This is a genomic window from Sphingobacterium sp. UBA3549, from assembly GCF_002376635.1.
Taxonomy (GTDB): domain Bacteria; phylum Bacteroidota; class Bacteroidia; order Sphingobacteriales; family Sphingobacteriaceae; genus Sphingobacterium.
In genome coordinates this window covers 118,385-132,248 of record NZ_DFOE01000008.1, presented here as the reverse complement: position 1 = coordinate 132,248, position 13,864 = coordinate 118,385, and the positions used below count along the sequence as shown (strand labels likewise).

Annotated in this window: 6 protein-coding genes; 5 read left to right on the top strand and 1 reads right to left on the bottom strand. The window is 41.8% G+C overall.

The genetic code is table 11. The features are described 5' to 3' along the window. Position 1 precedes the first annotated feature (1 nt). The 4 genes from B2W36_RS05290 (at position 2) to B2W36_RS05275 (ending at position 6,387) form a co-directional block, all read left to right on the top strand. Positions 2-1,867 carry a glycoside hydrolase family 13 protein gene (locus tag B2W36_RS05290; protein WP_293886645.1) on the top strand — a complete coding sequence of 622 codons (1,866 nt, stop codon included), beginning with the start codon at positions 2-4 and terminating at the stop codon, positions 1,865-1,867. Between the two features lie 32 nt (positions 1,868-1,899). Beyond that, positions 1,900-2,547, top strand: a complete 648-nt coding sequence (gene pgmB, locus B2W36_RS05285; protein WP_293886643.1) for a beta-phosphoglucomutase — start codon at positions 1,900-1,902, stop codon at positions 2,545-2,547. A 105-nt stretch (positions 2,548-2,652) separates the two neighbouring features. After that, entirely contained in the window at positions 2,653-4,962 is a 2,310-nt protein-coding gene (locus B2W36_RS05280) for a family 65 glycosyl hydrolase domain-containing protein (RefSeq protein WP_293886642.1), read from the top strand. A 99-nt stretch (positions 4,963-5,061) separates the two neighbouring features. Next, entirely contained in the window at positions 5,062-6,387 is a 1,326-nt protein-coding gene (locus tag B2W36_RS05275; protein WP_293886641.1) for an MFS transporter, read from the top strand. 137 nt (positions 6,388-6,524) lie between these two features. Here the strand turns inward: B2W36_RS05275 and B2W36_RS05270 are convergent, their stop codons facing one another. Next, entirely contained in the window at positions 6,525-10,481 is a 3,957-nt protein-coding gene (locus B2W36_RS05270) for a hybrid sensor histidine kinase/response regulator transcription factor (protein ID WP_293886640.1), read from the bottom strand. A 366-nt stretch (positions 10,482-10,847) separates the two neighbouring features. Here B2W36_RS05270 and B2W36_RS05265 point away from each other — a divergent pair, with 366 nt between their 5' ends. Further along, complete coding sequence (locus tag B2W36_RS05265) at positions 10,848-13,832, top strand: SusC/RagA family TonB-linked outer membrane protein (RefSeq protein WP_293886639.1); 2,985 nt, start codon at positions 10,848-10,850, stop codon at positions 13,830-13,832. The last annotated feature ends 32 nt before the right edge of the window (positions 13,833-13,864 follow it).

Sequence of the window (13,864 nt, the reverse complement as noted above, 5' to 3'; positions counted from 1 at the left end):
CATGTTAAAAGTAAAGAGAAAGATTGCCCTAGTATTCTTGGCGCTAACACTTGTAGGATGTATCCCTCTAATGGGGCAGTCCATACAACGCGTAGAACCCTTAAACTGGTGGGTAGGCATGGAAAATCCAAACTTGCAGCTCGTTGTCTATGGGCCCCAAATAGGTAAAAGCGAGGTAGAGGTAGAGGTAGAGGATAAAGGTATAGAGCTTGTTAAGGTCAATCGTGTAGAAAATCCCAACTACCTGTTTTTGGATGTCAAGGTAGCTGCCTCGGCCAAACCAGGATGGTCAACGTTTACCTTTCGTCAAGGAAAGAAGAAACTGACCCATCGTTATGAGTTGAAGCAAAGAGATCAAAAAGTAAAAGCGCAAGGCGTGAACAGTTCCGATTTGATCTACCTGATCATGCCCGATCGTTTTGCCAATGGAAATAGAGCAAATGATCAGGTGAAGGGCATGTTGGATATGAGCTTAAACCGCGATTCGATGTATCTGCGTCATGGTGGTGATCTCGAAGGTATTATCGGTAAACTGGATTACCTACACGATCTTGGCGTGACATCGTTGTGGTTGACACCCGTGTTGACCAATGATATGCCACAGGCTTCTTATCATGGGTATGCCAATACCGAAACCTATCATATCGATCCGCGTTTTGGTAGCAACGATACTTATGTACAATTGGCCGACGAACTGCATAAACGTCAGATGAAATTGATCTTTGATGTGGTACCTAATCATATAGGGAGTTATCATTGGACAGTGAAGGATAAACCGATGGCTGACTGGCTCAATGAATGGCCGACCTACACGCAGACTTCCTACAAAGACCAAACTGTTTTTGATCCCTATGCATCTGCAGACGACAAAAAGAAAATGGTCAAAGGATGGTTTGTTCCCACAATGCCCGATATGAATGAGCAGAATCCTTATGTTCAAAATTATTTGACGCAAAGTCATATCTGGTGGATAGAGACCGCGGCAATAGATGGATTCCGCATCGACACCTATCCGTATAATGATCTTGATTTTATGAGTCAATGGACAGACCGCATCCTGCAGGAGTATCCAAAATTCACCTTTTTTGGTGAAACGTGGGTCCATGGTGTTGCTAATCAAGCTTATTTCCTAGGCGGGAAGCGGGTTGGCCAAGATGTGGATTCCAAGTTGATGGGAGTAACAGATTTTCAACTTAACTATGCTATAGGGGAGGCCCTTAACCAAAAGACCGAATGGACTACAGGTGTGAATAAATTGTATGCAACTTTGGCTTCCGACTATCAGTATCCGCAACCTGAGCGTAATGTACTTTTCCTGGACAATCACGATAAAGATCGCTTTTTCTCCGTCGTTGGGGAAAATGTGCAGAAGTACAAATCGGCACTGGCCTGGCTGATGACGACTAGAGGTATTCCACAGTTATACTATGGAGCGGAGATTCTGATGAAAAATTTCTCCAATCCCGATGGTTTGCTAAGGGAAGACTTTCAAGGTGGTTTTGTGGGCGACAAAAGGAATAAGTTTAGCCCCGAAGGCCGGACTAAGGCAGAGCAGGATATGTGGACTTTTGTTCAAACGCTAGCCAATTATCGTAAAAAGCATACTGTATTACAGACTGGTAAAACGATGCAGTATGTGCCCGAAGATGGCGTGTATGTGTATTTCCGCTACAACGAACAACAGACGGTTATGGTAGTCATGAATTGCAATGATACCACCAAGACACTCAAATTGGACCGCTTTAGGGAGAGAAACAATAACGTAAAGTCGTATTTGGACATTATCCGAAAAGAAGAAACCATTCCGGTAGGCAATATCCTACAATTGGGAGCTTATGAGACTAGGGTTTTTGAGCTTAAGTTTTAACATAAATAAAATTCTATAGAATTCATTTTTCAATGATTAATTATAATAATGTAAAGGCCGTAATATTCGATTTGGACGGTGTGTTGGTGGATACAGCAGTCTACCATTTTGAAGCGTGGCATCGATTAGCGGAAGGCTTGGGCTATTCGTTCAGCACGGTTGACAACGAACAGCTGAAAGGTGTGAGTCGCGTTGAATCTCTGGAGCTGATTTTGAAATGGGCTGGACTGGAGAAGTCTAAAAGCGAAAAAGAAGCATTGCTGCAGCAGAAAAATGATTGGTATCTGGAATTGATCGATCAGCTTAGTCCAGTACATTTACTTTCGGGAAGTTTGGAACTATTGCAAAAACTGCGGGAAAGAGGAATTAAAATTGCTCTTGGTTCGGCAAGTAAAAATGCGTTGGGCATTCTTGAAAAAACCGGAATTGTCGGTTATTTCGATGCCTTGATTGATGGGAATGCTGTTCAGCTTTCCAAACCTAATCCCGAAGTTTTTTTAAAAGGCGCCGACGCATTGGGGATAGCGGCATCAGCATGTTTGGTGTTGGAAGACGCCCAGGCTGGGATCGATGCCGCTAGGGCAGCTGGCATGCAGGTTATCGGTATCGGAGAAGCCGATAACCTCAAAGGAGCAGATTTGGTCGTAGCTGACTTAGGGAGATTAGTAGAGAAATTTTAGATTAAACCAGCAAATTACCTTTTGACAACGGTAAATGAATCGCGTTAAAAATAATGCAAGGATTTTTTACACTGGAGTTCAGGAGGTGTTGAAAACAAGAAATCAATGAAGACATATATCAAACATAACCCTTGGCAGATTATTGAGGATACGTTTCATCCGGAGCATAATGAATTTTCGGAAAGTATCTTTGCTATTGGCAACGGTCGGATGGGGCAAAGGGCTAATTTTGAAGAAGAATTCAGTGGAAAATCATTACAGGGATCTTATTTGGCGGGAATTTATTATCCCGACAAAACGCGTGTGGGCTGGTGGAAAAATGGGTATCCAGAATACTTCGCCAAGGTCATTAATTCTGTGGACTGGATTGGCCTGGATATCCGAATTAACGGACAAGTGCTTGATTTAGCCAAAGTAAATGTCAAATCTTTTGAACGCCGCCTCGATATGCAGCAGGGTGTTCTATACCGTAGCTTTGTTGTTGAAATGGCAGATGGTGCTCAGATTAAAATCCAGTCAAGCCGGATGTATCACTTGTTTGCTTCTGAAACGGCATCTTTGCAATACAGCATAGCGGCACTTTCGGGCGATGTTACGCTCGAGGTTGTGTCGCGTTTAAATGCACAGGTGATTAACCGGGATAGCAACTACGATGAAAAATTCTGGGAAAGCATTGACCAGGGAAAGTCTGGGCTTGGTGTTTTTGTAGCTGCCCGAACCAAGAAAACTGGTTTTGAAGTTTATGCGATGCTCGAGACCACTGTAAGCACCGGGTCAGTGGTACGATCAGCAGACGAAACGGTAACGCGCCCAGGCTGTATGGCAGAAGTCTACACTCTTAATCTCCCCAAATCACACATTTGTAGGATAGAGAAGCGTGTCGCCATTGTTACTTCACAAAATCATTCGGTTGCTCAATTGCAGGAAGTTGTTCAGGATCATTTGCAGACACTAAAACAATTTGATTTTGATGAGTTGAAGGAAAAGCAAGCGGCCGCATGGCACGTGATATGGTCAGAAAGTGATATTGAAATCAGTGGTGATGTTGCTGCACAGCAAGCCATAAGGTATAATATTTTCCAGTTGAATCAAACTTATACGGGTGCAGACGAGCGACTTAATATTGGGCCAAAAGGATTTACGGGAGAGAAGTATGGCGGTGTTACTTATTGGGATACCGAAGCATACTGCATCCCATTTTACCTTGCGACGCAATCGCCAACGATCGCACGTAATTTGTTGATTTATCGTCATCAGCAATTGGATAAGGCTATTGAAAATGCCGCAAAACTGGGCTTTGGGCATGGGGCAGCCCTCTACCCCATGGTTACGATCAATGGGGAGGAGTGTCATAACGAATGGGAGATCACCTTTGAAGAAATCCACCGCAATGCAGCCATTGCGTTTGCAATCTACAATTATGTGCGTTATACGGGTGATGAGGCATATATTTGGTCGCACGGACTGGAGGTTTTGGTTGCAATTAGCCGATTTTGGGCACAGCGCATCAATTGGAGTGCTGAACGTGAGCAATATGTGATGTTGGGGGTGACTGGACCAAATGAGTACGAGAATAATGTAAATAACAACTGGTATACCAATCGTATGGCTACTTGGTGTCTGGAATATACACTAGAATGTTTAGAAAAATTGGCCCAGCAGCAATCCGACGTGGTGAGCGCAATGGAAGCGAAGTTGGAAATTAGACTGGAAGAGCAGCAAAAATGGCGGCATATTATTGCCAAGATGTACTACCCTTTTGATGCGAAACGAAACGTGTATTTGCAGCAAGATGGCTTTCTGGACAAAGAGCTGATTCCTGTGGTACAACTTGATCCGTTGCAACGTCCGATCAACCAGCACTGGAGCTGGGATAGGATTCTACGTTCCTGTTATATCAAACAGGCCGATGTATTGCAGGGTTTGTATTTTCTTGAAGATCAATTCGATGTGGACACTATCGGTCGGCATTTTGAATTTTATGAGCCATTGACCGTGCATGAGAGCTCACTTTCTCCCTGTGTACATGCGATATTGGCGGCTAAACTCAATAAAGCGGAAAAAGCATATGAGTTTTACCTACGGACTTCACGTCTGGACCTGGATGATTACAACAACGATACCGAAGATGGTCTGCACATTACCTCGATGGCCGGTACTTGGATGACGATTGTGGAAGGTTTTGCGGGTATGCGAATCAAGGACGGAAAATTGTATCTGAACCCAATGTTGCCCAACGAATGGGAAGGCTATAAATTCCGGATATTGTTTCGCGGCGCGACATTGTTGATTGCTGTAGATCGGGTTGGTTATTCGATCGATAATATCAGTGATACTGCAGCGCATATCCAGACCGTAACTGGGGCTTTCGTGTTAGCTGGAAAATGTAGCATTCGGGTGTCGAACGATCGGTAAATCAATATTTTCAGCAGCTTAGAAAAGGATTCTTATGCTGCTGAATCGCGATTAAATGATAATTAAATTGTATTTTGTGTTAAATTTTGATAGCCTATTATGGGAAAAAAACCTGAATTAAACATAAGCCAGGTCATCAATATGAGTTTTGGATTTTTGGGGATACAAATGGGGTTTGCGCTTCAGAACGGCAATGCTTCGCGTATTCTTCAAACCTTTGGTGCCGATGTGGAGCACTTGTCTTTATTCTGGCTCGCGGCGCCAATAACGGGTATGATTGTTCAGCCCATCGTTGGCCATTATAGCGATCGAACCTGGAATAGGTTGGGACGTCGTCGCCCGTATATTTTGGTGGGTGCCCTGTTAACTACCCTGACGTTATTTTTAATGCCTAATGCGGCATTATTTACCACGATGCTGGCACCACTTTGGATAGGAGCGGGGTTATTGATGTTTATGGATGCTTCTATTAACGTCACGATGGAGCCATTTAGGGCCCTGATCGGCGATAATTTACCAAGTAGTCAACGGAGTGTAGGATTTTCGGTACAGACTTTTTTAATCGGTGTCGGAGCTGTTTTAGGATCGTTGCTTCCGTTTATATTGACGAAGTATTTTGATGTGGCAGGAACTTCGGAAGTGGGGCAGGTACCAAGCAATGTTATCTACTCATTTTATTTAGGTGGCTTTGTACTGCTTTTGTCAGTATTATGGTCTGTATTCAAAACTAAAGAGTATTCGCCAACAGAACTTCAGTCTTTTTCAGATGCTATTTCAATAGACCAGGCATCTGCGCCTAAATTTGGTTTGCGATCTATTGCGAGTGATATCGGCAAAATGCCCCTGATTATGCGCAAGTTGGGCTGGGTGCAGTTTTTCTCCTGGTTTGCACTTTTTATGATGTGGGTATATACAACTCCAGCGATTGCAGATTCGGTCTTTTATCTTCGAGAAGGAAGTCGGCAGGATCTTTATATGGAGGCCGCCAATTGGGTGGGGGTACTCTTCGGTATTTACAATGGCGTGTCGGCCCTTTATGCCTTGTTTATTCCGCGGATCGCTAAACGTTTAGGTCGTAGTAAAACCCACGCCCTGGGCCTTTCCGTTGGCGGACTTTCGCTCATTTCGTTATTCCTGATCAGAGATGCTAATTTATTGATTGTTCCGATGATCGGCATTGGTATAGCTTGGGGTAGTATTTTAGCAATGCCCTATGCCATTTTAAGCGATCATTTGCCCGCTGGTAAAATGGGAGTTTATATGGGACTGTTCAATTTCTTCATTACGCTGCCTCAGATTGTGTGTGGTTTTTTTGGTGGAATGATCATCAAATATTTATTTCATAGCCAATCCATCTATGGCCTGTTGTTAGCCGGAGTATTTATGTTGCTGGCAGCATTCTTTGTTCCTAAGAGTAAACAGTAAGGTGTTATCGTAGACGTATAGGGCTTTTTGCGTCTACGATTTTTTGTCCTTCCTTCGAGCCTTTCCATTCAAATTGTTACGGATGGCAGTTTTTACTCCATCGGTAAATCGTGATGGTGGTACTAAAAGGACGTTCATTACTTAGCGTTTTCAACAATATAACTGCTCGGCGACATGCCATAATGCTTATTGAAGTCTCTTGAGAAATTGGATTGTACGGTATAACCTACCATAATTGCTATTTGGCTAATGTTGTACTCTTTCTGGGTAAGCAGTTCTGCGGCCTTTTTCAATCGAGAAATATTGATCAATTCATTGGGGGTGAGATCGGATAGCCCTTTAATTTTACGGTAAAGGGTTGGGCGGCTCATATGCATCAGTTTGGCAAGTCCATCCACATTGAGATCTATCACTGAAATATTTTCATAAATTACAGTATTGAGCTGGCTGATAAAGTCTTTGTCGGGTGCCGATACATTGATATCCATTAAGTTGGATCCAGAAGAATTGGTCATATAATTCTGGATAATTTTGCGGTTCTTGAGGATATTACGTATTTGTACCATGAGGAATTCGAGCGAGAAGGGTTTTTCGATGTAAGCATCAGCACCATTTTTTAACCCTTGAATCTTTGAATCGAGCGCATTTTTTGCAGTCAGAAAAATCACGGGAATGTGGCTGTAGAGGATGTCTGTTTTAATGCGTTTGCATAGTGCAAGTCCATCCATGATCGGCATCATAATATCAGTCAGTACGAGTTGCACATTCTCTTTGTCTAAAATTTCGAGCGCTTCAGCTCCATTACCAGCTCGTAAAATTGTGTAACTTGATTTTAATTCCTTATTGAGGTAAGCCATTATTTCTTTATTATCTTCAACGAGCAGGATTACCGGTTTTTCCTCTTGTTGCTCATCTGCTTTACCAATGAATACATGCTCGTCAAAATCTTCCTGAAATGATTGGATATCCAGGGATTGTTCCTGAAAGATAGGGACGGAGAGCAAAAATATATTGCGGTTTTCTTCCATATGAACAAGAGATAATGTTCCTTGATGCAGTTCGACCAAAGAACGGGAAAGGGGCAGGCCAATTCCTGTTCCGGTATCTTTGTCGGATTCGTTTAGTCGATAAAAGGGTTCAAAAATTTTTTCTTTTTTCTCAAAGGGTATAAGGAGACCATCATTTTTAAATTCAATATTGAACATAATGTCATCGCTATTGAATGGAAGCAGTTTGACATAGACTTCTTGCTCCGCGTATTTTATTGCATTGTGGATGAGGTTTGTAAAGACTTTTCGAAGGGCCTCTTCATCTACATAGGCTGTGAGACTGATACGTGGAAGGCTGAGATCATAGCGTAAATGTTTGTCTTTGGCTAGGTAATTGAAATCGTGAAATACCTCGGCTAGAAGGGTATTGATGTCGGTTTTTGTAAAGATAAGGCTCATATTGTTGGTTTCTGCTTTTCTAAAATCCAGTAACTGGTTGGTGAGGCGAATTAATCGCGTTGTATTTTTTTCGATCAGGGCAAGGTCTTGAGCCGTCTCCTGATCGGTGAATTTTTGATTATTTATTATTTTCTCCAGGGGCATTTTGATTAAGGTGAGCGGGGTACGAATCTCATGAGCGAGGTTCGTAAAAAACTCTAGCTTGAGTGTGTATATTTCCTGCTCTTTTTTCCGTTCGAAGCTATCCATCTTTTGCGCATTATTGGCCTTTAAAAGCAGTAGGTAATAGCGTAATACCAGCAGTGTAATTGTACCGAATGTCAGAAAATAGAGCACGTATGCCCAGCGAGACAGCCACCAGGGGGGCGAAACAATGATGCGCAGTTTTTTTTCGGCGGGATTCCAAACCCTATTATTGTTTGCACCTCTGAACTTAAAGATATACGTCCCTGGCGGAAGTTTATTGTAATAGATTTTTTGATTCCCTGTAATATCGGTCCACTCTTTGTCGTAACCTTCCATGATATACCGATAGGCGTTGCTTTTTGGTGAAGCAAAACTTAACGCTGTAATATTAAAGCTAATATTGGATCTGTCGTAGGTCAGTTGGATTTCTTTTGCTATGGTGATGGATTCTTTTAGTATCCCATTTTCACGAACAGCTATGTTTGCATTGTTGATTTGAATGCCACTAATAAATATTGGGGGGACAAAGTTGTTCTTAATGGATTTTGTAGGGTTGAAACTTACCATTCCTTTTATAGTTCCGAAATATAAAGTCCCGTCATTATCCTTGAAAGCTGAATTATAATTAAATTGATCGGCGGGAAGTCCATCTCTGGATGTGTAAATGATCCTACGAGGCACTCCTTCATCTAATCTGACTAGACCACCGCCGGTAGATATCCAAATGCTTTTGTTGTCATCTTCCAGCACCTTAAATACTTGATTGGAAGGTAATCCCGATTCGGTCAGATAATTGGTAAATCGACCATCCCGGCGGTATTTTGAAAGGCCGCTTTCTGTACAAAACCATAAGTTTTTTTTGCTGTCTTCAAATAGGCCATTGACATAATTATTGACGAGTGAATTTTTGTTGCCTTGTTCAGACAGTAACTGCTGAATTTTTCCCGAACTGTGGTTATAGCTGTAGACGCCGCTTCCATACGTATTGATCCAGAATATACCCTCTTCGTCTTCATAAATACCTTGTATCCATGCAGTAATAGGGAGGAGGTCAAAACGGTCACGAGTTTTATTGTAGACATATAAGGCGCGATCGGTTCCTACAAATAGGTGATTGTCTCTGGATTTATAGAGGCAAACGGCAAAGCTGCTTTGTAATGGTCCATCACCAATGCGGTCATAATGCTTTTTTAATTTTCCTGTTCTTACGTCCAGAATGTCAATACCATGAGTTGTGGAACCTACCCAAAGGTCGTTGCCGACAGTTGCCAAACCGTGAACGTTATTATGCGCAATACTTCCCTGTGTGCCATTCGCAACAAAGTGCTGAATCTGGTTTGTTTGCGCATCTATCTTATTTAGACCGCCATCTTCTGTTCCTATCCAGAAATTTCCATCGTGATCTTTGGTGATATCGTGCACGATATTGCCTGACAGGGCAGATTTTCCAAATCCGGATAAATACTTTTTGAAATTATCAAATTGGTTGCTGTATTGGTTAAAACCACCAAAATATGTTCCAAACCAAATATTGCCTTCCCGATCGCGATAGAAATTTAAGATCGCATTGTCCGATATGGCAAATGGGTTGAGCAGATCTTTTTTAATGTGTTGGATCTGTCCTGTGTGGATGTCAAATGTATATATTCCAGTTTCTGTTCCGATCCAATATACTGATGCTGTCTGTTGAATAATGCAGTTTGCCTGGATAACTTTGTTAGGGTAATGGTTTGAAAATAAATTTTTTAATGTTCCATTTTTGAAGTCAAAGAGATAGGCCGAATTGATCGTCCCAATCATCAGTAGCGAATCGTTGATTGCATAGACGGTTTTGGTATTTGCTAGCGCTCGTCGATCGATCTTTTTGAGATCGACATTGACAAATTTATGGGTGCTAACCTGATATCGTTGTATTGTACTGTTGTTGTCTGCGATCCACAGCCCCCCTTTCTTACTGCTGGTGATAGCTACCAGCGCAGTTTTGTTATGATCACATGTCGTAATTTCTTTTGTTGCGGAACTATAACGGTAAAGTTTGCCATTGGAAAGCAACCAGATAAATCCTGCATATTCGTGTAGGGCATTTACTTCACCGATTGGTATACCCTTGAATGGTTTGAAATTTTCTTTTGCGGGATCGTAACAGTAAGTACCGCGAGTCGTTCCCACCCACAGGACGCCTTTGCTGTCGGTGAGCATACTTAAGATAGAAGAGCTTCCGATGCTTGTCGAATCTGAAGCATTGTGTCTAAATATCTTAAATTGATTGCCATCGAAACGATTGAGGCCATTTCTTGTACCGAGCCATAGAAAGCCCTGACTATCCTGTGTAATACACTTGACGGAACTATTCGAGAGTCCATCGTTTGTTTGATAATTTTTAAAATAGATGGATTGTGCCCGCCCGTGGATACACGCTAGGAAGGTATATAAAATTAATATGGTGGTTATTCTTTTCAAAATTGATTACGTTCAACTAAAAATAGTCAATTAAAAGATAAAAAAGCATTTTACTGATACGCTTTGATATAAAATTGAGACGCTGTGATTGGACGAGCTACTGAGATTTGTGCATTTTTATATCAAGATAATAACCAAATATAAACGTATGTTGTGCCCAAGAATTATGACAGGTAGAGCCTGTGCCCCTATGCGAACCAATATTTCTATGATTTTGCCTCACAGACTCGTTGATGCAACAGTTGGCCAAGTAAACGTTCATTTTGGATGAGTTTTAACATCTATCAATAGCATTAAATCACTTAATATGAGCTGTGCATCATACATGCACGACATAAATCAATTAAACCACTAATCAAAAAGCGTATGAAAAATAAACTACTTGCACAATGCGCAATGACACTTACATTTCTGCTTGTATCTTTTATTGCATTTGCCCAGACGAAAGTCTTAAAGGGGAAGGTTGTGGATGAAACACAGGGTCCATTGGCAGGAGCTACAATCAAGGTAAAAGGAGGGACTGCCGCTACAACAACAGACACAGAAGGTGTCTTTACATTGACTGTTCCCGAAGATGCTAAATCACTGGAAGTCTCTTTTATCGGATATAGTTTAAAAGAAGTGCCTATTGTAGGAAATGAAGTTACTGTAGCTTTGGAACCTAGTGCTGGTCAGGGCCTAGAAGAAGTTGTGGTGATCGGTTATGGTACCGCGAGGAAAAAGGATCTAACGGGATCTATGGTCACTATTGGCGCTAAAAATTTTAATAAAGGAATCATGACAAGTCCTGATCAACTGATACAAGGAAAGACGCCCGGTGTGATGGTAATTAATAATACGGGGCAACCTGGCGGGTCAACGACAGTACGTATCCGTGGGAACTCATCGATCCGGGCAAGTAACAATCCGTTGTTTGTACTGGACGGTGTACCTATGTCCGGCAATTCGCCGCTGCCCGAGGGGAGAGGAGGTTTTTCTTCCGATAGGGGAAATCCGTTGACCTATTTGAATCCAGGTGATATCGCGAGCATGGATATTCTTAAAGATGCTTCGGCGACCGCCATCTACGGTTCTCGGGGTGCAAACGGGGTTGTCATTATTTCAACGAAAAGGGGGAAAGTAGGGCAACCTGAGGTTTCTGTAGGAGCGTCTGCAGGTGTTTCAACTATGCGGGAATATCCCGACGTATTGGATGCTGGTCGATTTAGAGAAGCGCTAAATTATTATACGCCATCTGAAGTTGCAAATGCTGATTTTGGTGGCAATGAGGATGCCTTTAAGGCGATCACACGAAAAGCGATCACGCAAAATTACTATGCTGATGTAGCAGGTGGAACCGAATATGGAAAATATCGTCTTTCGGGTGGATATTTAAATCAAAACGGTATTATTCGTGGATCACAACTGAAGAAATATACAGCTAACTTTAACGGTAATTTCCGTTTTCTGGAAAACAAACGATTGGGATTGGATTTTGCAGTCTTTTTGACGCAGATGGACAATCGGTATTCGCCGATCAATGCGATGGTGGGTTCGGAAGGAAATGTGATCTCTCAGGCCTTACAGTGGAATCCAACACGTCCCTTAAGAGACGATCAAGGCAATTTAACATTTGTTAGTTCAACAACACGAAACCCCTTAACGAGTATTGAAGCCTTTAAAGATTTGGCGACAACGAATACCATGGTGATCAACTTGGCGCCATACTATAAAATTACAGACGATTTGGAATATCGCTTTATTTATAGTGCGATGCGACAAACTGGAAATCGCCAAGGGATGTACCGCGCAGGACTTATTGATCCTTCAGCTGTAAACAATGAGCAGGCCTTTATTTCAAATAATGGAGAAACCAACTTACAAATGACGCATATGCTCTCCTACAATAAACAAATCAATTCAGATTGGAGTGTCAATGCGGTAGCAGGTTATGAGTATTTGGATTATAACTATAATAATAACATATCCTTTGGCGGCGGTTTTCGTTATATGGGATTAGATTATTTTGACTACCTACAATATACACCTGTTTCCACACGTGAAATATCGTCGTACAGAAGTCCGACCAACCAATTGCAGTCGATGTTCTTAAGAGGGGGATTCAATTACTTGGATCGCTATTTATTGACAGCAACGGTGCGTAGAGATGGTTCTACTAAATTCGGATCAAACAACAAGTATGCTATGTTTCCTTCCCTGGCGGTAGCTTGGAACATTAATGAGGAGGAGTTTTTAAAGTCTTCCGGTTTATTTAACCAATTGAAAGTCCGTTTAGGATGGGGAAGAACAGGTAATCAAGAATTCCCTTCGGGTGCCTCGTTAAATAGATTGGTATTCGGGAACCAAAGTGTAAGCCAGGCTAATTATGGAAACGCTGACTTGAAATGGGAAACTTCCACAACGCTAAATGCAGGTATCGACTTTGGAATTTTGGGCAATCGTCTCTACGGATCAATCGACTATTTTAATAAAAAAACTACAGATGCGCTATTTGAGCAAACACTCGCACAACCGGCTCCAGCAGGACGTATATGGGTGAATTTGGACGGCGAAATTGTCAATAAAGGAGTGGAAGTAGCATTGACAGGTACTATTATCAAAAACGACAATTGGACTTGGGATTTGACTGGAAATGCTACTTTTCTTAAAAATAGTGTGAGTGGGTTGGTGGGATATTACGAAACAGGAGCGCTACGGGGGCAAGGGTTCTCAGGTGTATTGGGGCAACGTATGGTGAATGGACAGCCTCTTAATGTTTGGTACTTGGCGGATTATCAAGGGATAGACCCACAAACCGGTATGAGTATGTATCGCGGACAGGATGGAAGTATCAGTACTGCCAACGATCCTGCTATTAATAAATTTTATATGCATAGTCCAAATCCTACCACTTTACTGGGACTATCAACAAATGTAAATTACAAACAGTTTTCTTTGGCGGCCAATATGAACGGTGCTTTTGGACATTATCTATTTAACAACACAGCGGCAACAACCTTGGGACTGAGTAATTTGTCATCACGTAATATTGGATCCGCATTTTTTAACACTGGAGTTAAAGAATCTACATCCAATTCTGCAGCACCTTCTACGCGATTTCTTGAAAAAGGAGATTACTTAAAAATGGCTAATCTAACTTTAAGTTACCGTGTTGGTAATGTAGGCAGAACGCTTAAGAACTTAAATGTATCCCTAACTGGACAGAATCTTTTTATAATCACAAAGTATACTGGATTTGATCCAGAAGTGAATACCGATGGTGCAACAAATGGTATCCCATCGTTAGGTATTGAATATTTGCCGTATCCACCGGCAAGAAATGTTCTATTGGGGGTTAATTTTTCGCTTTAAGCATATACTGTAGGTCATTTGTATGAATGTCT